Here is a 24,701-nt window from a genome sequence, read left to right on the forward strand (position 1 = left end):
GGAAGCGTCAGCCGGAGAGCCTCAGCGCAGGCGCGCTGCCGCCAGGATCTCGCCCGGTCCGGGGCGCTGCAGGATGGCCACGACCGGTTCGTCTCCGGCGGCCTCGATGCTCATCGACAGCGGGTCGGCGCCGTTCCAGCGCGCCACCGGCGTCCAGGCGTCGACGATATTGGTATAGCGCAGCGACTTGCCCGCATTCTCGCCGTGCTCGATATCGACCATCTGCTCGGGCCGGTAGCGCACGATCTGCAGCACCGCATCTTCGCCGAAAGCTTCGGTCGAGACCGCCGACACCGTCACCGTGTCGCCCTGCCGGGCCAGGCTGAGCGAGACCGGGCTTTCGGTCACGGCATGCGCCTCGATCAGATGGGCCAGGTCCATCGGCCGGTAGCCGACCACGTGATCCTCGCCCTCGACCACCATCTGCGGCGTGTAGATCGACCGCTTGCCCGCGGCATGGGCATAGGCCTTCTGGCGCCGGGTGAAGGCCGGATCGGCGAAGACATCCTTCCAGCCGATATAGTCCCAGTAGTCCACATGCAGCGCCAGAGCGATCACGTCGTCGCGCTTGGCCAGCTCGGCCATCAGCGCATCGGCGGGCGGGCAGGATGAACAGCCTTGCGAGGTAAAGAGCTCGACCACCACCGGGCTCGAATCCGACCGGGCGGGACCGGCAAAGGAAACACACCCCGCCAACAGGACCGTAAGGACTGCGCGCATCAGACTCGCCTTGATTTCCCCTTCGCCCGATCTTCGTACCCAAGCGCCCGGACACCTGCCAATCAAGGATTCGGGAGGGGGCCGTGCGGATCGGCCGCGCAGGACCGGAGTTTGGCTGGACATTTCTGTGCACAACGGTATACAAATCTTGCCGCACCCTCTTGATCGCCCCCGGGGGATCGGGCAAGAGCGTGCAGGTAATTTCGTGAACCGCGCGACACCCTGATGGAGAACGATCTTTCATGCCGATCACCGTTGGACAGGACACAGCCAAGACCCGCAAGACGCTGAGCGTCGGACGCGCCAGCTATGCCTATTACTCGATCCCCGCGGCCGAGGCGGCCGGGCTCGGTGATTTCGGGCGTCTTCCCGCCGCGCTGAAGGTGGTGCTTGAGAACCTGCTGCGCTTCGAGGACGGCAAGACCGTCACCGTCGACGACATCAAGGCCTTTTCGGACTGGGCCGCGAATGGCGGCAAGGCCGCCCGCGAGATCGCCTATCGCCCGGCCCGAGTGTTGATGCAGGACTTCACCGGCGTTCCGGCCGTGGTCGACCTGGCCGCGATGCGCGACGGCATTCTGGGCCTTGGCGGCGATGCGCAGAAGATCAACCCGCTGAACCCGGTCGATCTGGTCATCGACCACTCGGTGATGATCGATGAATTCGGCAACCCGCGCGCGTTCCAGATGAATGTCGACCGCGAATACGAACGCAACATCGAACGCTACACCTTCCTCAAATGGGGCCAGAAGGCGTTCAACAACTTCCGCGTGGTGCCGCCCGGCACCGGCATCTGCCACCAGGTGAACCTGGAATACCTGGCCCAGACGGTCTGGACCGATACCGATCAGGACGGCGCCGAAGTGGCCTATCCCGATACGCTCGTTGGCACCGACAGCCACACCACCATGGTCAACGGGCTGGGCGTTCTGGGCTGGGGCGTCGGCGGGATCGAGGCCGAGGCCGCGATGCTGGGCCAGCCGGTCTCGATGCTGATCCCCGAGGTCGTGGGCTTCAAGCTGACCGGCAGCATGGTCGAGGGCACCACCGCCACCGATCTGGTGCTGAAGGTCGTGCAGATGCTGCGCCAGAAGGGCGTCGTCGGCAAGTTCGTCGAATTCTACGGCGAGGGGCTCGATCATCTGCCGCTGGCCGACCGCTCGACCATCGCCAACATGGCGCCCGAATACGGCGCCACCTGCGGCTTCTTCCCGGTCGATGAGGAAACCCTGCGCTATCTGACCCAGACCGGCCGCGACAAGGACCGTATCGCGCTGGTCGAGGCCTATGCCAAGGCCAATGGCATGTGGCGCGATGCCGATTACGACCCGGTCTATACCGACACGCTGCATCTCGACATGGGCACGGTCGTGCCCGCGATCTCGGGGCCGAAACGGCCGCAGGATCACACCCCGCTGACCAATGCCGCGCAGTCCTTCTTCAACGTCGTGTCGGATTATCGCGGCATCGACGAAAGCGAGGAAGCGCGCGACATGCTGGCCGAGGCCCCCGCGCCCGATCTCGATGCCGATCCGCGCAAGAGCGCAAAGGTCGAGGGGCAGGAGTACGAGCTGCGCGACGGCTCGGTGGTGATCGCCTCGATCACCTCCTGCACCAACACCTCGAACCCCTATGTGATGATCGGCGCCGGGCTCGTGGCGCGCAAGGCGCGCGAACTGGGCCTGACCCGCAAGCCCTGGGTCAAGACCTCGCTTGCCCCCGGCTCGCAGGTCGTCAGCGAATATCTCGAGGCGGCCGGGCTGCAGGAAGACCTGGACGCGATCGGCTTCAACCTCGTGGGCTATGGCTGCACCACCTGCATCGGCAATTCGGGGCCGCTGGCCGAGGAGATCTCGAAGGCGATCAACGACAATGACCTGATCGCGACCTCGGTGCTGTCGGGCAACCGCAACTTCGAGGGCCGGATCAGCCCCGATGTGCGCGCCAACTACCTGGCCTCGCCGCCGCTGGTCGTGGCCTATGCCATCGCGGGCGACATGAACATCGACCTGACCCGCGATCCCATCGCCCAGGACAAGGACGGCAAGGACGTCTTCCTGAAGGACATCTGGCCGAACCAGGCCGAAATCGCCGAACTGGTCGAGAAGACCGTGACCCGCGACGCTTTCCAGTCGAAATATGCCGACGTCTTCAAGGGAGACGAGAAATGGCAGGCGGTCGAGACCACCGACAGCGAGACCTATGACTGGCCGGCGAGCTCGACCTATGTCCAGAACCCGCCCTACTTCCAGGGCATGGGCACCGAACCCGGCGAGATCACCGATATCGAGAATGCCCGTCCGCTGGCGATCCTGGGCGACATGGTCACGACCGACCACATCAGCCCTGCCGGGTCGTTCAAGGACACGACGCCTGCCGGCAAGTACCTGATCGAGCGTCAGGTGCCGGTGCGCGAATTCAACTCCTACGGCTCGCGTCGCGGCAACCACGAAGTCATGATGCGCGGCACCTTCGCCAATATCCGGATCCGCAACGAGATGCTCTCGGGCGTCGAGGGCGGCTATACCAAGGGTCCGGACGGTAACGAGACCTCGATCTTCGAGGCGGCGATGGCCTGGCAGGAGAAAGGCGTGCCTCTGGTGGTGATCGGCGGCATCGAATATGGTGCCGGGTCCTCGCGCGACTGGGCGGCCAAGGGCACGGCGCTTCTGGGGGTCAAGGCGGTGATCGCCGAAAGCTTCGAACGCATCCACCGCTCGAATCTGGTGGGAATGGGGGTGATTCCCTTCGAGTTCACCGACGGCGACACCCGCAAGACGCTGGGTCTGACCGGCGAGGAACGCTTCTCGATCAAGGGTCTCGCGGGCGATCTGAAACCGCAGGCCCACGTGCCCTGCACCATCGTCTATGCCGATGGGACCGAAAAGACCGTGACGCTCAAATGCCGGATCGATACCGCCATCGAGAAGGAATATGTCGAGCATGGCGGCGTGCTGCACTACGTTCTGCGCAACCTCGCCAAGGCCGGGTGATCCGCCAAGCCGTTGAAAACAAATCGCCCCGGGCCGAAACCCGGGGCGATGTCATTTTCTGAAACAAAAGTTTTTGTTCTGGCAACCCGGTTCCGCTTTGCGCTGGATCAAGTTTGGACTATGATAAGTCCATATTGAGGACGATTTTTGACAGATATTTCACAAGACCTTTTCAGGGGGGAATTGGGGGACCGTCACAAGACGACAACGGCCTTGATTGCGTGAGACAGGTTGGCGGCTTCGCCGACCGTGGCCACCGCGGCTATTGAGCCGCACCTATTCATCCGACCTGTGCGCTGACGGCCAAACGGCCGTCAGTTCCTGTTGAGGCGCCGGGCTGCGACCTTCGCCCCCGCGCAGGCAGGACACTGCCCCCCTTTCCAGGACAGTCCCCCGGTCAATCTGCGATCCATACGACGATTTCTCCGCGCACGCGAACACCCAAACGCATCGCCGTTCCTTCGTCCACGCCCCGATCGCCGGGCTCTCCCGAATCCAGTCGTCCTTGAGATTGCCAGTGACCTGCTCCCCTCGGAGTCCGCGTTTATGGGTGAACTCTGTTCAGGGTTTGGTCCTCCTTCGACCTTTGGTATCACTCCACGGGGTGAGCCCGTCGAGGCCCGTGTTGGGGGCGGTGACGGTTGTAGTCGTCTCTCCACGCCGTGATCAGGCCGCGGGCATGGCGCAGGTTCCCGCAGGGTCAACCCAATGGGCGCGGAGGCCAGCGTTTCTTTCGTCGGCAACACCGACCACACTGTTCCGTTCATGCGCAAGAACAGCGACCTCTTCGAAGCGCTGCCCAGCCAGTTCCACGATTCCGCCTTCAACGACCGCCTGCACGCCTGCCTGCCGGGCTGCGAGATCGACGTCATCCGCGGTGAAATGTTCACCAAAGGCTAAGGCTCATCCGGACCGGACGAAGCCGGTCGAGGCGTTCGCGGACCTCCTCTGGTTCCCGACGGGTAGCAGGAAGACCGAAGCCTATCTCGGTGTGGCGGCCTTCGCCATGGCCATGCGCCGCTTGAAAAATGATCTAGGCGGCCTCGACGCTTCACGCGGTCTCGCTGTCATCATGCGCTACACACTGCGCCTTCTGACGCTACAACAATTCCCGCGGGCCACGACGCTGCTCTGCGCGATGGAGGTCAGCCGTCGTGCAGACGACAAGATCTGGGGCACGGAACCATTCATACTCGGCCTCTGGGTCGGCAATCGTGTCACGCCGGGCGCTACCGAGGCGTCACACAAGGCTGTCGAGGCCATTCGAAACAACGACCGCAACAAGTCAGGCATTGCATCACCAGCGCAGCTTACGATCTGTCCTTGGTGAGGTTCGGAGAGTGCAGGCGGGCGCGACATAGAGGTCGACAGGATTGCGGGCCGGACATTGATTCACTGCGGCGATAAGCTCGGCAACTGCGGTTTCTCGAATGCCAAATCCAGCGGGTATACGCGACGCTTGCGCCGCTGCTGGCCTTGATGACGCCGACCGGGCCGTTCTAGGGTCCAGACTCATTGAGTTTCACAGCCAGAACAAGACGGTCGCGGCGAGCATGATCGCAGAGAAGAAGGTCTCCGGGCACCGGTCATATCGAGTTGCGACGCGCCGCCAATCCTTCAGGCGGCCGAACATGATCTCGATGCGGTTGCGGCGCTTGTAGCGCCGCTTGTCGTATTTCACGGCCTTCTTGCGGGACTTCCGGCCGGGGATGCAAACCTTTATCCCCTTGTCGTTCAACGCTTCTCTGAACCAATCGGCGTCATAACCTCGATCGGCGAGCAGCCAGCCTGCTTTCGGAAGGTCGCCCAGCAGCGCCGCCGCGCCGGTGTAATCGCTGACCTGACCGGCCGACATGAAGAACCTGATCGGCAGCCCTTTCGCATCGGCAACGGCGTGCAACTTGGTGTTCATGCCACCTTTGGTGCGCCCGCTCTGGCGTCCGCGCCCCCCTTTTTACCCCAAGGCTTGATGCCGTGCGGTGCGCCTTGAGATATGTCGCGTCGATCATGATCGTCTTTTGCTCTGCACTCTCGGCGGCTAGGCCCACCATGATCCTGGCGAAGACCCCATTGTCGCTCCAGCGCTTCCAACGGTTGTAAAGGGTCTTTGCCCGGCCGTATTCCTTTGGTGCGTCGCACCACCGTAACCCATTGCGATTGATGAAGATTATGCCGCTGAGAACGCGACGATCGTCGACGCGGGGCTTGCCATGCCTCTTGGGAAAAAACGGTTTGAGACGCTCCATCTGCGCATCAGTCAGCCAGTAAAGATTGCTCATCGATCAGGTCTCCTTGCGGAGCCTGAATCACGCCAAAAGCCTGAAATCAATGGGTCTGGAGCCTAACAGGTAAGAACCTTCCTTGTGGGGGTGAAAAGACGCAGGCTTCACGTACCAGTGAACATCCAAGCACGAAACCCTTGTGGGCACCCCAAATCTACCGCGCGAAAACTGTCACTAGATCGGCAATAGATTTCCCTGAGCGGGAAAATATTCAGTGATTTCAAGAGCATATGGCGGAGAGACAGGGATTCGAACCCTGGAGACGGTTTCCCGCCTACACACTTTCCAGGCGTGCGCCTTCGACCACTCGGCCACCTCTCCGTGACAGGCTGTCTACCCTCGGCCGGGGGCGCGATGCAAGAGGAGTTTGGCTGCTCTCGCCCCCCCTGCCCCGCGACCCTCCGGCACGGGACCGGGCGGGATCCTGCCGGGCAGGACGCTAGGCGTCCAGAAGTACCGTCACCCGCCGGTTCTGACGGCCCTTCTTCTCGATCTTGCCAAGGCGGACCGGGCCGATCTCGCCGGTGCGGGCGACATGGGTGCCGCCGCAGGGCTGCAGGTCGACCCGGTCCTTGCCCGTGCCGATGCGGACAAGGCGGACACGACCCGTGCCACGCGGCGGGGCCACTGACATCGTCTTCACCAGCCCCGGATCGGCGTCGAGCTCGGCCTCCGTGATCCACTCCTCGCCGACCGGCAGGTCGCGGGCGATCAGCGCGTTCAACGCCGCCTCGAGCGCCTCCCTGTCCTCGGGCGCCTCGGGCATGTCGAAATCGAGCCGCCCCTTGTCGGCGCCGATGGCGCCGCCCGAGACCGGCAGCGGAATGACCACCGACAGCAGATGCAGCGCGGTGTGGACGCGCATATGCCCGTGGCGGCGGTCCCAGTCGAGATGCTGGACGACCTCGGTGCCGACCGGCGGCAGGGTGGCGCCCTCAGGGGCCAGCAACAGCGCCGCTCCTGCCTCGCCCTTGACGGTGTCGGCCACGGTCATCTCGCCGCCTTCCCAGACCAGCCGCCCGGTATCGCCGGGCTGGCCGCCGCCGCGCGGATAGAACAGCGGCGCCGACAGCACCACGCCGCCCTCGGCATGGGCCACGACCGTCGCGGGCGCCTCTCTGAGATAGGGGTCCTTGCGGTAAAGCGGGTCGGTCATCGGGGTCCATCTCCTCCATCGGCGTCGGCGTCGCCGCCGAGATCGGCAAGCGGCTCGGGCTGGGGTTCGGCGCTCTGGCGCGGCAGGAACGGGCCCGGCGATTGCGGCGCGGGCCGTTCGCGCAGGGTTTCGGGGTTTCTCAGCCAGATGTCGCGCTGGGCGAAGGGGATCTCGATGCCTTCCTCCGCAAAGCGGCGGGCAATCTCATGGTTCAGTTCGGTTCGCACAGAAAGCCCGTAGTTGATGTCGCGCAGAATGACCCGAAGCTCGAATTCCAGCGCATCGGCGCCGAAGCCCTGGAACACCACCAGCGGCGCCGGGTTCACCATCACCAGCGGATGGCTTTCGCCGATTTCCATGAGGATCTTCTCGACCTTGCGGGTGTCGCTGCCATAGGCGACGCCGACCTTGAGGATCACCCGCCCGGTCAGGTTCTGCCGGGTCCAGTTCGTCACCTGCCCGGCGATCAGATCGGCATTGGGCACGATCACGTCGGTGCGGTCGAAGGTCTGGATCCGGGTCGAGCGGACCGAGATGTCCTTGACGATCCCCATCACGCCGCCGACCTCGATCCAGTCGCCCTGGCTGACAGGCCGCTCGATCAGCAGGATGATACCCGAGACGAAGTTCTGAACGATGGTCTGAAGCCCGAAGCCGATACCGACAGACAGCGCACCGGCGACGATCGCAAGCGAGCTGAGGTCGATGCCCGCGGTCGTCACCGACACCACCCCGGCCAGGAAGATCCCGACATAGCCCACGCCCGAGATCAGCGCGGTCTGCCCGCCCGGGTCGATCTTTGTCTTCGGCAGCACGGTCGAGCGCAGCATGCCCTGCACCAGCCGGGTCAGCGCGTAGCCCAGGGCGAAGACCACGACGAAGGTCAGGAAGCTCGTCGGCGAGATCCGGGTGCCGCCGATGCTGTAGCCGGCGGTGAAGCGCGCCCAGAGCTCGGTCAGGTCGGCGATGCGCGCGCCCCAGATCAGGGCCAGCACCGGCATGGACAGCAGCACGAGCATCATCCCGATCAGCACCGGGATCAGATCGCCGCCATTCTCGGGGTCCTCGACATCGCGGCCCATCAGGATGGCATAGATATCGGTCACGAAGCGCTGCAGCAGCAGCAGGAAGCCCACCAGCGCCAGCGTCAGGATCGAGGGATAGACGAAGAAATCGCCCGCCTCGGCATAGCCCACCGCCCCCAGGAGCGGTCCGATCAGCCCGGCCCCGATGGCCGCGCGGCCGAAGAAGGCGGCGACGCGGTTGCGATAGGGCCGCTCTTCGGGGCTTTCGGCGCCGTCGGCCCGGGAATGCGCCAGCAGAAGCTGGCCCATCCGCGACAGCATCAGCCCGGCCAGCAGCAGGATCGGAAAGCTCAGGACCGCGACCGCCTCGGCGGGATAGTTCTCGACCTTGGTCACTTCCTGGGCCAGCATCGCCAGCGCCAGGATCAGCCCGATGATCCAGGAATTGAACCGGCCCTCGGCGCGCCGCTCGGGCGGCAGGGTCAGGATGGCGCGGCTGACGCCCAGCTGGGCGAAGACGCGGCCGCCCAGCCAGCCCGCGGTGAAGATCGTGAAGCCGAGGATCGGCAGGATCTGCGCCACCCGCTCGGTGCGAAGCCCCAGCATCGCCGAGGATTTCAGCGCCCCCGCCAGCAGCACGACCCCCAGCGTCGGCACCACGATCTGCCCGAGCGACGCGATGCCGGAAAAGAGCGTCCGCCCCCGGCCCCGGCCGCGCTGGGCCAGAAACACCGACAGCATCTCCATCCAGCGGCGGCCCCGCACCGTCAGGAGGCCGGCCAGGGCCAGAAACAGCAGCGTCACCGGCAGCGCGCTTTGCATGGTCGCGCGCGCATTGGGGTTTTCCCAGTTCGACGACAGCTCGTTGCCGACCTCGACAAGGGTGCCGCGGATCGCGGTCAGACCGGCGGCCCAGTTGACCGGGTTCACTGGCGAGGGGCCCAGTTGCAGCAGCTGATCGGCTTGCCGTTCGCGGATGATCTGGTCGATCTCGCGGATCAGGCCGTCGGCCCGGCTGTAGGCCTCGACCGCCTTCAGGCTCGGGGCCTGCGCCTCGTTCAGCTGCTTGGTCAGCTCGGCGCGGCGCTTGGCGATTTCCTGCGGCTCGGTCTCGCCCTCGGCGGGCGGATCGCCCAGCGCCGAGATCTGGTCGCGCAGGGTCTTGACCCGGGCCGAGTTGATGTTCTGCGCATCGAGAAACCGCGTGCGCCAGTCGACCAGTTCGCCGCGCAGCGTGTCGAAAGCGGCCGTCGAGGCCTTGCCCTCGGCCAGGACCTTCTCGGCGCGCGAGGCGACCTTGTTCCACTCGGCGTAATCGGGGCCCTCCTGCTGGGCCTGGGCCTGGGCCAGCGCCGGTGTGGGGAGTGCGGTCGGCAAAACGGCTGTGGCCAGCACGGCCAGCAGCGCAACAAGGAAACGAAACTTCATCCGGCGAACACCTCCGGCATCGACCGTTTGGGGCTGTCCATCCAGGACGGCACGGGCAGGCCCTTCCCGCGCAGGAAGGCGGGATCGAAGAGCCGCGACTGATAGCGCGTGCCGGAATCGCACAGCATGGTGACAATCCTGTGGCCGGGGCCCATCTCGCGGGCCATCCGCATGGCGCCCGCGACGTTGACCCCCGACGAGCCGCCAAGGCACAGCCCCTCCTGCGCCAGCAGGTCGAACACCACGCCCAGCGCCTCGTCGTCGCCGATGCGGCAGCAGAAATCGGGCGTGAAGCCTTCCAGATTGGCGGTGATCCGGCCCTGCCCGATGCCCTCGGTGATCGAAGAGCCCTCGGAGGTCATCTCGCCCGTGGTGTAAAAGCTGTAAAGCGCCGCCCCATGGGGGTCGGCCAGGCCGATCTTCACGCCCCTGGGCTGCAGCGCCATCGCTGTGCCCGCCAGCGTGCCGCCCGAACCGACCGCGCAGATGAACCCGTCGACCCGGCCGCCGGTCTGGTCCCAGATCTCGGGGCCGGTGCCCTCGGAATGGGCCTGGCGGTTGGCGGTATTGTCGAACTGATTGGCCCAGATCGCGCCATTGGGTTCGGTCTTCGCCAGCGCCTCGGCCAGACGGCCCGAATAGCGCACGTAGTTATCGGGGTCGCGATAGGGTTTCGCGGGCACCTCGACCAGCTCGGCACCGGCCAGGCGCAGCATGTCCTTCTTCTCGCGGCTTTGCGTCTCAGGGATCACGATCACCGTGCGGAACCCCATCGAGGCGCCGACCAGCGCCAGCCCGATGCCGGTATTGCCCGCCGTGCCCTCGACGATGGTGCCGCCCGGCGCCAGAGCGCCGCGCGCCACCGCATCGCGGATGATCCACAAGGCGGCGCGGTCCTTGACCGACTGACCCGGATTGAGGAACTCGGCCTTGCCGAGGATCTCGCAGCCGGTTGCCTCCGATGGCCCTTTCAGGCGCACCAGAGGCGTATTGCCGACCAGATCGGCCAGATCGCTCCGTATCGCCGCCATGTGCGTCTCCCTCTGCCTGCCGGTTTCGCCATTGCTACCGGCGCCCCGGAGGGAACTCAAGCCGGGGGCCGGAAGGCCTCACGGTGACGTGCAAGCCAGAGAAGCGACAGGATGAGCGGGGCATTGCCGATCTCGCCGGTATCGACCAGATCCATCGCCCGCGCAAAAGGCACCACATGGGCACGGATGTCCTCGCCCTCGGCCGGGACCCCGCCCAGACCGCCCGCCTCGGCCCCAAGATCGGCCTCGCCCACGAACGAGTAGATGTATTCGGCCTTCGCGCCCGGCGAGGTGTAATAGCCAAAACAGCGGTGCAGCGCCCCGATCGTCAGCCCCGCCTCTTCGAGCGCCTCGCGGCGCACCGTCTCTTCGGGGGTTTCGCCCGGGTCGATCAGACCGGCGATGGCCTCGACCGACCAGACCTGGCTGTCGCCCCGCGCGTAAGGCCCCGCGCGCACCTGTTCGATCAGCAAGACCGCATCGCGGGCCGGGTCATAGGGCAGCACGGTCGCGGCGTCCCCCGTCAGGAAGGCCGCGCGCACCATCTCGTCGCTCATCCGCCCGTCGAAGCGGGTGTGCCGGAAGGTGTATTCCTCGACCGCGAAGAAATTCGCATAGGGCTGGGCGCGGGCGGTCTCGACGATATCGCCCGGGCCGGTCGGCTTGCGCAGGGTGGCAGGCCCCGGCTGGCGGGCGCGCAGCGTCGAGGCGGCGCGGGCCAGGATCATCCGATAGCGCCGCGCATTCACCTCGGGCGGGCGGTCTGGATAGCCCAGCATCACCTCGCCCGCGGCTTCGGTCACCAGATCGCCCCAGCGCGCGCGCCAGGCCTCGATATCCCAGGCCGCGCCGGGCACGAGCCCCGCGCGGTCATGGGCATAGACCCCGGCCTTGATCGGCCCGTCGGCGGTCTCGACCGTGACCTCCTGACAGTCGAAGCCATAACCGCCCTCGTAATAATCGAGCCGCGCGCGGTCTTCCGCCGTCAGCCCGTCGACCAGCAGCCCCTCGGCCTGCCTGCCGGGCTCGGGCAGGATCAGCGGAAAGCTTTCGCCCTCGGCCAGCCGCACGGCATGATCCGCGAGCCGCGCGGGATGCCTCGTCAGAGTGTCGGCCGGGCGGTCCAGCACCCGCGCCAAAAGCGGCAGATGGCACAGCGTGCCGTAAAAGAACATGCGTTCCATGTTCGCGTCCTTCAGGTCCAGAAATGTGAGACGGCTTCGACTGCCAGCCCGGCCAGAACGCCGCCGACCAGCAGCACGCCCATCGCCGCGGGCGAGGTGAAAAGCTGCAGCCCGTAGTCGGCCGCCAGCCCGATCCAGCCCAAGACCGCCGCAACCGGATCGCCAAAGCGCATCTCGACGGTGCGGGCATAGGCCCGGGCCCCGGCATGGATCAAGAGCGCGTAGAAGACCAGCACCACGGTCGTGCGCAGTCCCGCCGTGACCGCCAGCCCATAGCCCTGCCCCGCGAGCCGGCCCATGACGAACCAGCCCGCCAGCGCCCCCACCGCCGCGTTGACCGTAAAGAAATGGCCCAGATCCATGCCCTCGGGAAAGCTCGGCACCAGCGCGACGGAGGCGGCCCAGGCCAGCCCTCCGTACAGAAGGAATGCGACAAGCTTGGCGGCGGTGGGCATGGATCAGGCGGGCATTCGTCAGGTGGGCCGTGCAACGGTCAGTTGAGTCACGTCGCAGTTTCCGCTCTGGAAGGTGGCCGCGCAAGAGGCGAGGTAGAGGTTCCACATGCGCCGGAACCGCGCGTCGAACCCAAGCCGCGCGACATCGTCCCAGCGCTCGTTGAAGGTCTCGTGCCAGCGCCGGAGCGTCAGCGCATAGCTGTCGCCGAATTCCATCGAGCGCCGGATTTCCAGCCCGGCCGCGCTGGCCTGGGCGCGCAGCACGCCGGGGCTGGGCAGCATGCCGCCCGGGAAGATGTATTTCTGAATGAAATCGACGCCCTTGCGGTAAATCTCGTAGCGGCGCTCCTGCACGGTGATGACCTGCAGCGTCGCCTGCCCGCCGGGCTTGAGGCAGTCGGTCACCTGGCGGAAATAGGTCGGCCAGTATTTCTCGCCCACCGCCTCGAACATCTCGATCGAGGCGATGCCGTCATAGCGCCCGGTCTCGTCGCGGTAATCCTGCAGCTTGATCTCGACGCGGTCGGAAAGCCCGGCCTTGGCGATCCGCGCCACCGCATAGTCGTGCTGTTCGCGGCTGATGGTCAGCCCGGTGACCTTCAGCCCCCGCTGTCCGGCGGCATATTCGGCAAAACCGCCCCAGCCGCAGCCGATCTCCAGCACATGATCGCCCGGCGCCACGCCCATCTGGTCGACCATGGCAGCGTATTTCAGCTCCTGCGCGGCCTCGAGGCTTTCCTGCCCGGTGCGGAACAGCGCCGAGGAATAGGTCATCGTCTCGTCGAGCCAGAGCCCGTAGAAGTCGTTGCCGAGGTCGTAATGGTGCGAGATGTTCTTGCGCGCCTGGGTCTTCGAGTTTCTTTGCAGCCAGAAGCGCAACCGCTCATAGGCGCGGATCAGCCCGAGGCCGGGGAACCCGTCGAAGAGTTCGTCGTTATCCGCATGAACGAGATCCATGAAGGCCATCAGATCGGGCGTGGACCAGCCGCCCTCTACATAGGCTTCGCAAAAGCCCAGATCGCCCTCGCGGATCAGCCGGGCGAAGACATCCGGGTCGTGGATGTCCAGCTCGGCCACCGGGCCCGGAGCGCGCGCCTCGGCGCGAAAGCGCCGCCCGTCGGGCAGCACGAAGTCGAGCCGCCCGTGGCCCATGCGGCCTGCGATGTCGAAAACCTGTGCAAAATAGCGCGGCAGGTCGGCCTGCCCCCTGGTACTCGTCAGGACGGTCATCCTGGCTCCCTCGTTCCCTTATGGATTTTTCTGGTTCTGTCCTGCGATTGTGCAGATCGCGCGCCCCACCGCAACGGCCTAGCCCCCCCGCGCCTCATAGGCCGCCAGCGCGCGGCGGCGCCCGGCCTCGGGCGTGACGGCCGGGGCGGGATAGGCATCGCCCGGCAAAAGCCCCCAGGCGCGCGGCACCGCCTCGAAATAGGCCAGCGCGCGGGGGTCGGGGCTCTGGCGCCCCTCGGCGATCCAGGCATCGCGATAGGCGCCGTCGGGGTCGAATTTCTCGGCCTGTGTGATGGGGTTGAAGATCCGGAAATAGGGCGCGGCATCGGGCCCCGAGCCCGCCACCCATTGCCAGCCCATGGCATTCGAGGCCGGGTCCCAGTCGATCAGATGCTCGGCAAACCAGTCCAGGCCCACCCGCCAATGGATCATCAGGTTCTTGGTCAGCCAGGAGGCCGCGATCATCCGCGCGCGATTGTGCATGGTGCCGGTCACATACATCTCGCGCATCGCGGCATCGACGAAGGGAATGCCGGTCCGGCCCCGCTTCCAGGCCGTGGCCTCGGGACTGTCGCCCTCCGTCGACCAGGCGAAACCGTCCCAGCCCTCGCGCCAGTTCCGCTCGGCGATATGCGGGCTGTGCCACATCAGATGCCAGGCGAATTCGCGCCAGACCAGCTCCTTGAGGAAGGTCTCGGCCCCGGCCTTGCCCGCGTCCATCGCATTGAGCCCGGCATGCCAGCAGGCACGCGCGGAAATCTCGCCGCAGGTCAGATGCGCCGACAGCCCCGAGGTGGCGTCGGCTGCGGGCCAGGCGCGCCGCTCGGCGTAATCGGCGATCTTGCGGGCCGCGAACTCGTCCAGCCGCTCCTGCGCCGCGGCCTCGCCGACCGGGGCGAACCGCGCCAGCACCGCCGCGCCCCGGCGGAGCGCCGCGCCCATCCGCCAGGTCCCGATCTCGTCGGAGGCGGGCCAGGTATCGGGCCGGGGGATCATGCCCGGCGCGGGGGCGGGCTCCGGAACCGCGCGGTCGCGCACCGCCTTCCAGTAAGGCGTGTAGACCTTGTAGAACCCGCCCTGCCCGGTCTCGACCGTCCAGGGCTCGAACAGCAGATGCCCGGCGCAGGACCGCGCCTCGACGCCGTCTTCGGCCAGAGCCGCCTTGACCGCCTTGTCGCGGGCGACCGAGGCCGGGTCATAGGCGCGGCTCCAGACCACGGCGGCGGCTCCGGTCCCGGCAATCACCCCGCGCAGCACGTCAAGCGCGGGACCGCGCCGCAGGATCAGTCGCGAGCCGCGCGCCGACAGCGCCTGCCCCAGGCATGCGACGCCCTCGCCCAGCCGCCATTTCGCCGCCGCGCCCAGCGCCTCGACCGTTTCGTCATGGATGAAAAGCGGCACGACCGGGCGGCCGGACGCAATGGCACCGGCAAGCGCTGCGTTGTCGCCGAGACGGAGGTCGCGGCGGACCCACCAGATCACGGGCACTTGGTCTGACATCCGGTTTCGTCACATTCCTGATCGGACCCCGCGCAGCAGCGCGGGCCGATAGCCCCATGAAGAGGCCCCTGCCCTCGCACGGGCCCTAGAGTTCCGAATCTAGCGCTTCGATCAGGCGGTCAACCTCCTCGGGCAGGGTGTAGTGCAGCAGGCTCAACCGCAGCACCCCCCGCGCCGGGTCGATCCCCATCGCCTCCAGCACCCGGCGCGCGTAGAAATCGCCGCCGCCCGCCAGAATGCCCCGCCCGGCCAACCGCTCGGCCGCCTCGGCCCCCGGCCGGTCGAGCGCGATCGACACGGTCGGCAACCGCGCAGGCCCCGCCTGCACGGGCCCCAGAACGCGCCACTCGGGGCGGGTCGAGAGATAGTCCAGCAAGGGCTCGAGCACGGCGGTTTCCTGCATCCGGATCATGCCCGCGACAATCCCCGCCCGGGCATGCGCATCGCGCCCGCCCCGGACATGGTGGTCGTAAAGCGCGTCGATATAATCCGAGATCCCGGCCACCGCCGCCACCTGGGCATGATCGGGACCGGCCGGATCGAACCGGCGCAACACGTCCTCGGCATTGAACCAATGGCCCTGATTGGGCAGCTGATAGGCCAGCTCGCGGCGGATCAGCATCACGCCCTGATGCGGCCCGTAGGTCTTGTAGGTCGAGAAAAGGTAGATGTCGGCGCCCAGCGCCGGGATGTCGGGCAGCCCGTGCGGGGCGAAGCTGACCCCGTCGACGCAGGTGAAGGCGCCCGCCCGCCGCACCATCGCGGTGATGCGGGCCACGTCGTTGACCTCGCCCAGAATGTTGGAGGCATGCGGGAAGCAGACCAGCCGCACCGTCTCGTCCAGCAAAGGCTCAAGCGCGTCGGGGTCGAGATGCCCGGTCTCGGGATCGACCTTCCATTCCCTGACCTCGATGCCGCGCGCCGCAAGCCGCCGCCAGACGCCCGAATTGGCCTCGTGATCCTGATCGGTAACGACGATGGCCTGGCCCGGCTCGATCCAGGCGCCGAAGGCCTGGGCCAGCACATAGGTATTGGCGCTGGTCGAAGGACCGAAATGCAACTCGTCCCGGCCGACGCCCAGATGTGCGGCCAGCCGGGTGCGGGCCTCGTCCATCTCCTCGCCCGCCCGGCGCGATGCAGGGAAGGCGCCGTAGGGCTGAACCTTGCGCTCCTGGTAAAAGCGGTGCAGGCGCCAGATCACATAGCGACAGGCATAGGATCCGCCGGCATTCTCGCAGAACACCTTGTCGCGCAACTCCTTGTACCGGAAGGCCGGAAACTGGTTGCGAACAAATTCGGTATCAAGCGCAACCATTCCCCACCCGGACGCTGCGTGGCCATTCCAACCTGTCTAATCGGCCAAGTGCGGCCACGCAACGCCTTGAAATCCGGAGACTACACCCTAGCCCCAGCCCGAATCACCCTAATGGGCCTCGGCCTGCAGACCTCGGAAGATGGCAAAGCACATCATCAGCAGCACCAGCGTGAACGGAAGCCCGGTCGAGATCACCATCGCCTGCAGCGCCGACAGCCCGCCGCCGACCAGCAGCACGATGGCCACCGCGCCCTCGAAGGTGCACCAGAACACCCGCTGAGGCAGCGGCGCGTCGATCTTGCCGCCTGCGGTGATGGTGTCGATGACCAGCGAACCCGAATCCGACGAGGTGACGAAGAAGACGATCACCAGCACGATGCCGATCACCGAGGTGACCGAGGCCCAGGGCAGCGCCTCGAGCAAAGCGAACAGCGACATCGGCGGGTTGTAGCTGTCGATCACCTGCGCCTTGACCGCGCTGTTCACCGGGTCGGACAGCACCTGGTCGATGGCCGCGCCGCCGAAGACTGCCATCCACAGCACGCAGACGAGGCTGGGGATCAGCAGCACGCAGACCACGAATTCGCGCACCGTGCGGCCGCGGCTGACCCGGGCGATGAACATGCCGACGAAGGGCGACCAGGAAATCCACCAGGCCCAGTAGAACGCCGTCCAGCCCTGCATGTAATCGGTATCCTCGCGCCCGAACGGGTTCGAGAGCGCCGGCAGATCCTTGACATAGGCCAGCATGCCTTCGCCGAAATCGGCAAGGATGGTGCCGGTCGGCCCGGCCACCAGCACGAAGACCAGCAGCAGAGCGGCCACGACCATGTTGATTTCCGACAGCACCTTCACCCCGCCGTCGAGCCCGCGCAGCACCGAAATCAGCGCGATCGCCGTGATCCCGGTGATCAGGAGGATCTGCACCGTCAGATCCTCGGGCACGCCGAAGACATGGCTGAGCCCGGCATTGGCCTGCTGCGCGCCGAAGCCCAGCGAGGTCGCCAGCCCGAAAAGCGTGGCAAAGACCGCGATGATGTCGATGACATGGCCGGTCCAGCCCCAGATCCGTTCGCCGAAGATCGGGTAGAAGGCCGACCGGATCGTCAGCGGCAGCCCCTTGTTATAGGTGAACAGCGCCAGCGCCAGCGCCACCACCGCATAGATCGCCCAGGGGTGCAGCCCCCAGTGATAGATCGTCGCCGCCAGCCCCATCTCGCGCGCGGCATCGACATTGCCGGGGATCAGGCTGCCATCCTCGGCAAAAGGCGAGGGCGTGCCCAGCGGCTGGGAAATCGCCATGTGATAGACCGGCTCGAGCACCCCGAAGAACATCAGCCCGATGCCCATCCCGGCCGCGAAGAGCATCGCGAACCAGCCCGAATAGCTGTAATCGGGCGTCGCGTCGACGCCGCCGAGCCGGACCCGGCCCACCGGCAGCACGATCAGCGCCAGACAGAACAGCACGAAGACATTCCCCGCGCTGAGGAAGAGCCAGTCGAAGGTCGAGGTCAGGAACGGCCTCAGCCAGCCGAAGACCGCCTCGGCCTGGCCCGGCAAGGCCAACGCGTAGAACACGAAGGCCACGATCGAGAGGCCGGACACCAGAAAGACCGGGTTGTGAATGTCAAAGCCGAACGGACCCAGACTTCCTTCGATATTGTCCTGACCGATCTCATAATCGGTCTCGATCAGGTCCACGTCGCCCTCGGGCGCCGGAATTCCCTGATCGGTCAGGTCCTGGGACGTCTGATCGGTCATGTTTTTCCCTCATGGCTATGGCGGTCGGCTTTGGTCGCGACCTGTTTCTTCTTCGCTTTCTCGTTCGGGGCCGCCGGACCGAAGCCCGGCACGATGGGGCCTAGGGGCGCACCAGCAGGACCGAAGCCTTGGCATGGCTTGCCAGCTTGCCCCCGTGCGACGGGAAGACATGCTCGACCCATCCGGGCACATGGCTCGCCATCACCACCAGATCGGCGCCCGTCTCCTCGAGCGCCCGAACCAGCGCCTCGTCGAGTTCGGCCGCCGGGTCCGGGCTGATCATCAGTCGCGATGACACCCGGTGACCGTGCCGCTCGGCCTCGGCCGCGGCAAAGGCATCGAGCTTTTCGCGATACGCCTCGGGCGATTGCGCGACCTCGCCCGGCTGCGGCGCGGCCACGGCGACATAGGTCACGCCGATGCCGTAATGCCGCGCCAGATCTCCGGCCACCTCACAGGCGCGCGTCAGCCGGTCGGCATGGGCAAGATCGACCGGCACCAGGATCTGCTTGAACATCGTGCCCTCCTTGCAGTTCGTCATATCTTCCTACGGAGCCGCCCGGACGCAGGACCTGCCCCGGATGGGCTGGGACATCTGTCGTGCCAGGACCGGCCGCGCCGGGAACGCCCTTGGAAAGGCGGCGCTTTCTCGCATCGAACCTTAGGACGTTTTCTTCGAAAGACCAAGCGCGGGGATGAAGGCGCCCGCGGGCAGCTTCAGCCACCCTCAAATCCGGCCCCACTTGATTCATTTAATTTCAATGCCTTGAAAGGATTTTCGCGTCGTCATCCCGGACAGGTGACAGCCCCGTCGGCGCTTCACCTCTCAAAGCAAAGGGCGCGGTGTTCGCCCCCGCGCGCCCATCTCCGCTGCTTGCGGCCAGAGCCTGCCCGGCGCCGTTCCGGCTCAGGCCAGTTCACCCCCGCTCCGGCTCAGGCGTTGACGTCGACCACGACGCGCCCCTGCACTTGCCCCTTCAGGATGTCGGCCCCAAGCCCGGGCAGATCCTCCAGCGTCGCGCTGCGGATCATGCCCTTCAGCCGGTCCATCGGCAGGTCCGACGCGATCCGCTGCCAGGCACGCAGCCTGGCCTCGTAGGGCTGCATCACGCTGTCGATGCCCAGGAGGTTGACGCCGCGCAGGATGAAGGGCGTAATCAGCGCGCCCTCGATGGCCGCGCCGCCCGCAAGGCCCACAGCCGCCACCGAGGCGCCGTATCTCATCTGCTTCAGCACCCGGCCCAGCATCGCGCCCGCCACCGGATCGACGCAGCCCGCCCAGATCTCGCTTTCCAAGGGCTTCCGCGTCACCTCGGACAGGTCCTCGCGCGGCACGATCCGGCTGGCCCCGAGATCGCGCAGATAGTCCTCGGACCCGGGGCGGCCGGTGACCGCCGCCACCTCATGGCCCAGATGCGCCAGCACCGCCGTCGCCACCGAGCCCACGCCCCCCGAGGCGCCGGTGACCAGAACTGGGCCATCGCCGGGCTTCAACCCCTGGTCCTCCAGCGCGATCACCGCCAGCATCGCGGCCATGCCTGCCGTGCCGACCGCCATCGCCGTCCGGGTCGACAGCCCGTCGGGCAGCGGCACCAGCCAGTCGGCCTTGACCCGCGCCCGCTGGGCATAGCCGCCCCAATGCACCTCGCCCACGCGCCAGCCGGTCAGCACCACCCGGTCGCCGGGCTTGTAGCGCGGATCGGCGCTTTGCTGGACCACGCCCGCGAAGTCGATGCCCGGCACATGCGGCCAGCTGCGCACCAGCCCGCCGCCCGATCCCAGACAAAGCCCGTCCTTGTAGTTCAGCGTCGAATATTCGACCGCGACCGTGACATCGCCCTCGGGCAGCCGGTCCTCCGACAGATCCTGCACCGCGGCACGGGTCTTGCCCTCCGCATCCTTCTCGACGACCAGCGCTCTGAACATAACTGCTTTCCCTCTTTCCGTCCCCGGGTGTCCCTACCCGATCAGGTCCGGCATCAGAAACAGATCGGTCGGCGCGGTCAACACCCCGGCGGCGGTCAGCATCGCGTGGATCTGGCCGCGGTGATGGGTCTGGTGGTTGAACATGTGAACGACGCAGACCGCGCGCGGCACCACCATCTCGCGCCCCGCGGCCCCCGAATACCAGGCCAGATCGCCCGCAAGACTGGCCTCGGTCAGGCCCTGCGCCCAGCGGCTGATGCGGGCATCGGTGATCTGCCGCTTGGAGCGATATTCCGACCAGTCGGCAACAAAATGGGCGCTGTCGGACAGCCCCACATGGGGCGCCTCCCAGCCGTCGAGCCGCGACATCCAGATGTGATCGGCCCAGAGAAGATGCGCCATCGTGCCCTGGATCGACCCCCAGAAGGCACCGCGCCCGGCCTTGCGGGCGGCCTCGTCCATCCCGGCCACCTCTTCCATCATCGCGCGGTTCTGCCAGCGATTGTATCGTGCCATCAGCCGGCACCAGCCCGCCGTGACCATTGCCTGTCCCATCGGTCCCCGTCCTCTTGCCTGGCCCCCTTTTGGCAGACCCGCGACGCGGAGGCGAGTCCCGCCAATGGTCTTGAGCGGAGCCCGGCGCACCGCTAGCGTGACCTTGCACCCACTCCCAACGCGAGGGACCTCCATGACCGTTCGCCTGATTCTTGCCAGCACCGCGGCCCTGATTGCCGGGTCGGCCGCCTGGGCCACCGACGCCGATCTGCTCGTGTTCGACTATCCCGGCTTCGAGAACGCGGCCTTCCACACCAAGTACAAGGACAAGTACGGGGACAACCCGACCTTCACCTTCTTCGGCGACGAGGAAGAAGCGTTCCAGAAGCTGCGCTCTGGCTTCCGGACCGATGTCAGCCATGTCTGCGCGGGCTCGGTCACGAAATGGGTCGAATCCGGCATTCTCGAACCCTGGGACACCTCGAAAATCCCGGCCTGGGGCGATCTGAACGCCAACCTCAAGGGCACCGACGTGGCCGATACCGGCGCCGAGGTCTATTTCGTGCCGACCGATTTCGGCTCGACCGGGATCGCCTATAACACCGAAGAGGTGCCGGCCGAGGACGTGGCCTCGCTCCAGGTCTTCAAGGACCCGAAATACGAAGGCCGCGTGACCCTGCCCGACAATGTCGACGACACCTTCGCGCTGGCCTATCTGGCGACCGGCACCACCAACTGGACCCATGCGACGGATGCCCAGTTCGACGCGGCCGTCGAATGGCTGCGCGAGGTGCATCCGAACCTGCGCACCTACTGGACCGACCCGGCCGAGCTGGCGCAGCTTCTGGCCTCGGGCGAGGTGCTGGTGTCCTGGGCCTGGAACGAGACCCTGCCCACGATGGCCGAACAGGACTTCCCCATCGGCTTCCAACGCGAGGCCAAGGAGGGCTCGTCGCTCTGGCTGTGCGGCTATGTCGATCTGAAGGACGGCCCCGGTTCGGAGGAGAAAGCCTATGACTTCCTGAACGCCATGCTCGACCCCGCCGCGACCCAGGCGCTTCTGGATGCGGGCTATGGCCAGTCGAACGACAAGGCAATGGCCGAGATCGGCGACGAGGCGCTGACCGCCGTCGGGCTCGGCCCGATCGACGTGCCGGTTTTGGCGCAACTGCCGATGCCGGGCGAGCTGCGCGAAAAGCAGTCGGCGGCCTTCGAGAAGATCAAGGCGGGCTTCTAGGGCCCGGCGCCGCCGAGGCGGAAGCGAAAACCGGGGCGGCGCTCCTGCCGGGGCGCCGCCCTTTCCGTTGACGCGCAGGCCCTGCACCCCGGGCATGGCCGGTGAGCAGCGTTGTCCTGAGGTCCGCCGACCCAGTTCTTTTTTTGCGGATCAGGGCGGCTTGACGTTCCGGATCGCCGCGTGTCGCGAAACACGCGTGTTTCCGCGGCAGACGCACAACGAACAGGCGACCTTCAAAACGAATCGGATTAGTGTTAACAAGACCTTGCGGCCTTGCGTCGCGCGTCGGGCCGCCACAGCTTTGGGGCGCAATTCATGAGGTGACGAGATGACCAGATTTGCCCCGAGCGCCGCCTTCGTCCTTGCCCTTCTTGCCGGTCCCGCAGCCCTTGCCGCGCCGGGTTTCGGGCCGCTGATCGACCCTCCAGGTCTGGTCGAGGCGCAGGCCACGGTCGCGCCGCTTGTACTCGATATCCGCAGCGGCCCCGATGGCGCCGCCCCGGTCTTCGAGGCCGGCCATATCCCCGGCGCGGTCTCGGCGCCCTACGGGCTGTTCCGCGGCCCGGCCGACAATCCGGGCGCGCTGATCCCCGAGGACCGGCTGACCGAGGTGCTGCGCAGTCTCGGCGTGACCCGGGACCGACCCACCGTGGTCGTGCATCAGGGCAGCGACCCGTCCGATTTCGGCGCGGCCGCGCGGGTCTACTGGACGCTGAAATCGAGCGGGGTCAGCCCGCTTGCGATCCTGAATGGCGGCATGACCGCCTGGAGCGCATCCGGCCTGCCGGTCGAGACCGGCCCGGCGCTGCGCCCCGCGCCCAGCGATATCGAGGTGAGCTTCAGTCACGACTGGCTGGCCACCACCGAGGATGTCGAGGCCATCGTCGCGGGCGACGCCCCCGGCGACCTGATCGATGCGCGGCCCCAATCCTTCTGGGCGGGCAATGCCAAGCATCCGGCGGCGACCCGGCCCGGCACCCTGCCGCAATCGCGCTATTTCACCCATTCGGGCTGGTTCGGCAGCGACGCGCCCGCGCTGATCAAGCCCGATCTGGTCCCGGATCTCGCCGCCGCCAACGGCTTTGCCCAGGGCGACCGGCTGGTGTCGTTCTGCAATACCGGGCACTGGGCCGCGACGAACTGGTTCGCGCTCAGCGAACTGGCCGGGATCGAGGGGGTCAGGCTTTACCCCGAGTCGATGGTCGGCTGGACCCGGTCGGGGCATGAGACCGCGAACCTGCCCGGCCCGCTTCGCAATCTGTGGAACCGCGTGACCGGACGCTATTGACCCCATGACCGACAGCAGCCAGACGATGACCGCGTCTTCCCGTATCCTTCCCCGAACCGCCGGTCTCGGCCTCTGCGCACTGGCGGTTCTGACCGTGGCCGCGATGGCCGGGCCGCGCTCGGGCGCGCTGCTGATGATCGGGCTCGGCTTCGGGCTGGTGCTCGAGGGGCTGCGCTTCGGCTTTACCGGCCCCTGGCGGCGGATGATCCTGCAGCGCGACGCCTCAGGGCTGGTGGCGCAGATGGTCTGCCTGGCGCTGGTCGCGACCGCGGCCTTCCCGATGCTGGCCAGCCATCCGGGCGAGCTTGTGGGCGCCCATGCCCCTGTCGGCTTTGCGATGGTCGGCGGCGCCTTCGTCTTCGGCGCCTGCATGCAGATCGTGCTGGGCTGCGGATCGGGCACACTGGTGAATGCCGGATCGGGCAATCTTGTCAGCGCGGTCGCCCTGCCCTTCTTCTGCCTCGGCAGCTTCTTCGGCGCCTATCACCTGGTCTGGTGGACCGAGCTTGGCGCGCTGCCGGTCGCCGCGCTGACCGGCACCGAGGGGCTGGCGCTGACGCTGGTGCTGCTGGCCTCGGTCGCGGGGCTTGCGATGGCGCTGGCCGATCCGGGCAAGCGCGCGATCCCGGCCCGCTACTGGCTGGCGGCGGTGCTGCTGGCCGGGCTGGCGATCCTGCATCTGGCGGTCGCGGGCCAGCCCTGGGGCGTGGTCTACGGTCTGGGGCTGTGGGTCGCGAAGGGCGCGACGGCGCTCGGCGCCGATCTGTCGGGCTCGGCCTTCTGGTCGGCCCCCGGCAATGTCGAGCGGCTGCGCGAAAGCGTGCTGACAGACGTCACCTCGCTGACCGATCTGGGGCTGATCGCGGGGGCCGCTCTGGCCGCGTTCTGGCGCGACGGGCTGACCGGGCGGATCGCCGATCACCCGGCGCGGGCCTGGGTCGCGGTGGTGATCGCGGGGTTCCTCTTGGGCTATTCCTCGCGGCTTGCCTTCGGCTGCAATATCGGCGCCTTCTTCTCGGGGATCTCGACCGGCAGCCTGCATGGCTGGGCCTGGTTCGCGGCCGCCTTCACCGGGTCCTGGTACGGCATCCAGCTTCGCCCCCTGCTGGGGCTCGAGGCGCGCAGATGACCCGGCGCCCGGTCGTTCTGACCCTTCTGGCCGCAGTGGCGGGGTTTCTCGCCATCGACCTCGCGCGGTCCGCCCCGCTTGATCCCTACCTTGCCCCGGCGCTTTTCGCGCTTGGCTCGGGTCAGGCGGCGGGCGGCGCCCATTGCGCGGCCCTGCCCGCGCGCTGACCCCCCTTGAAGCGCGCGCCTCCCCGGCCTATCTTTGGACCGTCCCGCAAGGGACTATGGCGATAAACGCGCCCGTAATAAGCGGATCGGACCCGGGGGCGGTACCCGGCGGCTCCACCAAATATCCCACATTGGCGGGATCCTGGGGCCGAAACAGGATCGACGGACGTCTAAAGGGGTTAGCTTTTGCCCGGTGAGCTACCACCGTTATCGGTGCAAGCATGATAGTTGCCAATGACAACCGTGCTCCGGTGGCGCTGGCTGCGTAAGCAGTCCGCAAAACCAAATCTTAAGCCCTTGCGTCTAGCAACGTAAGGCGGGGTTCGCAGGTACCTGGCAACAGAAACCTGCACTTCCCCCCAGTGTCGAATGATGCATC

21 protein-coding genes, 1 tRNA gene, 1 other RNA gene and 1 pseudogene are annotated in these 24,701 nt (G+C 66.8%); 8 read left to right on the plus strand and 16 right to left on the minus strand.

The genetic code is table 11. The features are described 5' to 3' along the window. Nucleotides 1-21 precede the first annotated feature (21 nt). Nucleotides 22-720: a DUF1223 domain-containing protein gene (locus BYZ73_RS15510; RefSeq protein ID WP_112316637.1), complete on the minus strand. Its 699-nt coding sequence runs from the start codon at nt 718-720 to the stop codon at nt 22-24. Nucleotides 721-962: 242 nt separating this feature from the next. Here BYZ73_RS15510 and acnA point away from each other — a divergent pair, with 242 nt between their 5' ends. After that, a complete protein-coding gene (gene acnA, locus BYZ73_RS15515; RefSeq protein ID WP_112316638.1) occupies nt 963-3,713 on the plus strand; it encodes an aconitate hydratase AcnA in 2,751 nt (916 codons plus the stop codon). A 544-nt stretch (nt 3,714-4,257) separates the two neighbouring features. On the opposite strand, the pseudogene BYZ73_RS24180 reads toward acnA, so the two are convergent. Continuing rightward, nucleotides 4,258-4,404: pseudogene (locus BYZ73_RS24180) on the minus strand (integrase core domain-containing protein); the annotation flags it as partial. 17 nt (nt 4,405-4,421) lie between these two features. Between BYZ73_RS24180 and BYZ73_RS15520 the strand changes: the two are divergent. Next, a complete protein-coding gene (locus BYZ73_RS15520; RefSeq protein ID WP_245943184.1) occupies nt 4,422-4,613 on the plus strand; it encodes a BREX system Lon protease-like protein BrxL in 192 nt (63 codons plus the stop codon). Continuing rightward, nucleotides 4,591-5,043, plus strand: coding sequence for a hypothetical protein (locus BYZ73_RS15525; protein WP_220086849.1), 453 nt, complete (start codon nt 4,591-4,593; stop codon nt 5,041-5,043). Before BYZ73_RS15520 ends, BYZ73_RS15525 begins: the two co-directional genes overlap by 23 nt. Nucleotides 5,044-5,235: 192 nt before the next feature. Here BYZ73_RS15525 and BYZ73_RS15530 read toward each other — a convergent pair. From BYZ73_RS15530 to BYZ73_RS15595, 14 genes are all read right to left on the minus strand, one after another. Continuing rightward, nucleotides 5,236-5,992 (minus strand): IS5 family transposase gene (locus BYZ73_RS15530; RefSeq protein WP_108025035.1). Its coding sequence is split into 2 segments (ribosomal slippage): nt 5,236-5,668 and nt 5,667-5,992, totalling 759 coding nucleotides; the frame shifts between segments, so codons are not numbered across the junction. 234 nt (nt 5,993-6,226) lie between these two features. After that, nucleotides 6,227-6,316 (minus strand) — tRNA-Ser (locus BYZ73_RS15535). Nucleotides 6,317-6,434: 118 nt separating this feature from the next. Further along, a complete protein-coding gene (locus BYZ73_RS15540; RefSeq protein WP_112316639.1) occupies nt 6,435-7,151 on the minus strand; it encodes an alanyl-tRNA editing protein in 717 nt (238 codons plus the stop codon). After that, nucleotides 7,148-9,604, minus strand: a complete 2,457-nt coding sequence (locus BYZ73_RS15545) for a DUF3772 domain-containing protein (RefSeq protein WP_108025031.1) — start codon at nt 9,602-9,604, stop codon at nt 7,148-7,150. Before BYZ73_RS15545 ends, BYZ73_RS15540 begins: the two co-directional genes overlap by 4 nt. After that, nucleotides 9,601-10,635: a cysteine synthase A gene (locus BYZ73_RS15550; RefSeq protein WP_112316640.1), complete on the minus strand. Its 1,035-nt coding sequence runs from the start codon at nt 10,633-10,635 to the stop codon at nt 9,601-9,603. Before BYZ73_RS15550 ends, BYZ73_RS15545 begins: the two co-directional genes overlap by 4 nt. 56 nt (nt 10,636-10,691) lie before the next feature. After that, a complete protein-coding gene (locus BYZ73_RS15555; protein ID WP_112316641.1) occupies nt 10,692-11,819 on the minus strand; it encodes an NUDIX domain-containing protein in 1,128 nt (375 codons plus the stop codon). Nucleotides 11,820-11,830: 11 nt separating this feature from the next. After that, nucleotides 11,831-12,274: a TrgA family protein gene (locus BYZ73_RS15560; RefSeq protein WP_112316642.1), complete on the minus strand. Its 444-nt coding sequence runs from the start codon at nt 12,272-12,274 to the stop codon at nt 11,831-11,833. 18 nt (nt 12,275-12,292) lie between these two features. Continuing rightward, nucleotides 12,293-13,504 (minus strand): SAM-dependent methyltransferase, encoded by a 1,212-nt coding sequence (locus tag BYZ73_RS15565; protein WP_108025024.1) that lies wholly within the window; start codon nt 13,502-13,504, stop codon nt 12,293-12,295. A gap of 78 nt (nt 13,505-13,582) precedes the next feature. Beyond that, complete coding sequence (locus BYZ73_RS15570) at nt 13,583-15,004, minus strand: cryptochrome/photolyase family protein (protein ID WP_112316643.1); 1,422 nt, start codon at nt 15,002-15,004, stop codon at nt 13,583-13,585. A gap of 85 nt (nt 15,005-15,089) precedes the next feature. Continuing rightward, nucleotides 15,090-16,319 carry an aminotransferase class V-fold PLP-dependent enzyme gene (locus BYZ73_RS15575; protein ID WP_112316644.1) on the minus strand — a complete coding sequence of 410 codons (1,230 nt, stop codon included), beginning with the start codon at nt 16,317-16,319 and terminating at the stop codon, nt 15,090-15,092. 108 nt (nt 16,320-16,427) lie between these two features. Then, entirely contained in the window at nt 16,428-18,080 is a 1,653-nt protein-coding gene (locus tag BYZ73_RS15580) for a BCCT family transporter (RefSeq protein WP_112316645.1), read from the minus strand. A gap of 100 nt (nt 18,081-18,180) precedes the next feature. Beyond that, nucleotides 18,181-18,597, minus strand: coding sequence for a universal stress protein (locus BYZ73_RS15585; protein WP_112316646.1), 417 nt, complete (start codon nt 18,595-18,597; stop codon nt 18,181-18,183). Between the two features lie 416 nt (nt 18,598-19,013). Then, on the minus strand, nt 19,014-20,006 hold the full coding sequence (locus tag BYZ73_RS15590) for an MDR family oxidoreductase (RefSeq protein ID WP_112316647.1): 993 nt from the start codon (nt 20,004-20,006) through the stop codon (nt 19,014-19,016). Between the two features lie 33 nt (nt 20,007-20,039). Further along, on the minus strand, nt 20,040-20,561 hold the full coding sequence (locus BYZ73_RS15595; protein ID WP_245943190.1) for a DinB family protein: 522 nt from the start codon (nt 20,559-20,561) through the stop codon (nt 20,040-20,042). A gap of 133 nt (nt 20,562-20,694) precedes the next feature. On the opposite strand from BYZ73_RS15595, the gene BYZ73_RS15600 reads away from it, so the two are divergent. From BYZ73_RS15600 to ssrA, 5 genes are all read left to right on the plus strand, one after another. Further along, nucleotides 20,695-21,738, plus strand: coding sequence for an ABC transporter substrate-binding protein (locus BYZ73_RS15600; protein ID WP_112316648.1), 1,044 nt, complete (start codon nt 20,695-20,697; stop codon nt 21,736-21,738). Nucleotides 21,739-22,066: 328 nt separating this feature from the next. Then, nucleotides 22,067-23,026 carry a sulfurtransferase gene (locus BYZ73_RS15605; protein ID WP_112316649.1) on the plus strand — a complete coding sequence of 320 codons (960 nt, stop codon included), beginning with the start codon at nt 22,067-22,069 and terminating at the stop codon, nt 23,024-23,026. Nucleotides 23,027-23,030: 4 nt separating this feature from the next. Further along, entirely contained in the window at nt 23,031-24,155 is a 1,125-nt protein-coding gene (locus tag BYZ73_RS15610) for a YeeE/YedE thiosulfate transporter family protein (protein WP_112316650.1), read from the plus strand. Continuing rightward, complete coding sequence (locus BYZ73_RS22820) at nt 24,152-24,322, plus strand: hypothetical protein (RefSeq protein ID WP_181498075.1); 171 nt, start codon at nt 24,152-24,154, stop codon at nt 24,320-24,322. The genes BYZ73_RS15610 and BYZ73_RS22820 overlap by 4 nt, the downstream gene beginning before the upstream one ends. 2 nt (nt 24,323-24,324) lie before the next feature. After that, nucleotides 24,325-24,676, plus strand: a transfer-messenger RNA (tmRNA) gene (gene ssrA / locus BYZ73_RS15615). The last annotated feature ends 25 nt before the right edge of the window (nt 24,677-24,701 follow it).

The sequence above is a fragment of the Rhodovulum viride genome (assembly GCF_003265965.1).
Lineage (GTDB): Bacteria > Pseudomonadota > Alphaproteobacteria > Rhodobacterales > Rhodobacteraceae > Rhodovulum > Rhodovulum kholense.

Excerpts from the sequence above, each read along its gene's own strand:
- BYZ73_RS15510 (WP_112316637.1), bottom strand. The coding sequence starts at position 720 with ATGCGCGCAGTCCTTACGGTCCTGTTGGCGGGGTGTGTTTCCTTTGCC.
- acnA (WP_112316638.1), top strand. The coding sequence starts at position 963 with ATGCCGATCACCGTTGGACAGGACACAGCCAAGACCCGCAAGACGCTG.
- BYZ73_RS15520 (WP_245943184.1), top strand. The coding sequence starts at position 4,422 with ATGGGCGCGGAGGCCAGCGTTTCTTTCGTCGGCAACACCGACCACACT.
- BYZ73_RS15540 (WP_112316639.1), bottom strand. The coding sequence starts at position 7,151 with ATGACCGACCCGCTTTACCGCAAGGACCCCTATCTCAGAGAGGCGCCC.
- BYZ73_RS15545 (WP_108025031.1), bottom strand. The coding sequence starts at position 9,604 with ATGAAGTTTCGTTTCCTTGTTGCGCTGCTGGCCGTGCTGGCCACAGCC.
- BYZ73_RS15550 (WP_112316640.1), bottom strand. The coding sequence starts at position 10,635 with ATGGCGGCGATACGGAGCGATCTGGCCGATCTGGTCGGCAATACGCCT.
- BYZ73_RS15555 (WP_112316641.1), bottom strand. The coding sequence starts at position 11,819 with ATGGAACGCATGTTCTTTTACGGCACGCTGTGCCATCTGCCGCTTTTG.
- BYZ73_RS15560 (WP_112316642.1), bottom strand. The coding sequence starts at position 12,274 with ATGCCCACCGCCGCCAAGCTTGTCGCATTCCTTCTGTACGGAGGGCTG.
- BYZ73_RS15565 (WP_108025024.1), bottom strand. The coding sequence starts at position 13,504 with ATGACCGTCCTGACGAGTACCAGGGGGCAGGCCGACCTGCCGCGCTAT.
- BYZ73_RS15570 (WP_112316643.1), bottom strand. The coding sequence starts at position 15,004 with ATGTCAGACCAAGTGCCCGTGATCTGGTGGGTCCGCCGCGACCTCCGT.
- BYZ73_RS15575 (WP_112316644.1), bottom strand. The coding sequence starts at position 16,319 with ATGGTTGCGCTTGATACCGAATTTGTTCGCAACCAGTTTCCGGCCTTC.
- BYZ73_RS15580 (WP_112316645.1), bottom strand. The coding sequence starts at position 18,080 with ATGACCGATCAGACGTCCCAGGACCTGACCGATCAGGGAATTCCGGCG.
- BYZ73_RS15585 (WP_112316646.1), bottom strand. The coding sequence starts at position 18,597 with ATGTTCAAGCAGATCCTGGTGCCGGTCGATCTTGCCCATGCCGACCGG.
- BYZ73_RS15590 (WP_112316647.1), bottom strand. The coding sequence starts at position 20,006 with ATGTTCAGAGCGCTGGTCGTCGAGAAGGATGCGGAGGGCAAGACCCGT.
- BYZ73_RS15595 (WP_245943190.1), bottom strand. The coding sequence starts at position 20,561 with ATGGGACAGGCAATGGTCACGGCGGGCTGGTGCCGGCTGATGGCACGA.
- BYZ73_RS15600 (WP_112316648.1), top strand. The coding sequence starts at position 20,695 with ATGACCGTTCGCCTGATTCTTGCCAGCACCGCGGCCCTGATTGCCGGG.
- BYZ73_RS15605 (WP_112316649.1), top strand. The coding sequence starts at position 22,067 with ATGACCAGATTTGCCCCGAGCGCCGCCTTCGTCCTTGCCCTTCTTGCC.
- BYZ73_RS15610 (WP_112316650.1), top strand. The coding sequence starts at position 23,031 with ATGACCGACAGCAGCCAGACGATGACCGCGTCTTCCCGTATCCTTCCC.
- BYZ73_RS22820 (WP_181498075.1), top strand. The coding sequence starts at position 24,152 with ATGACCCGGCGCCCGGTCGTTCTGACCCTTCTGGCCGCAGTGGCGGGG.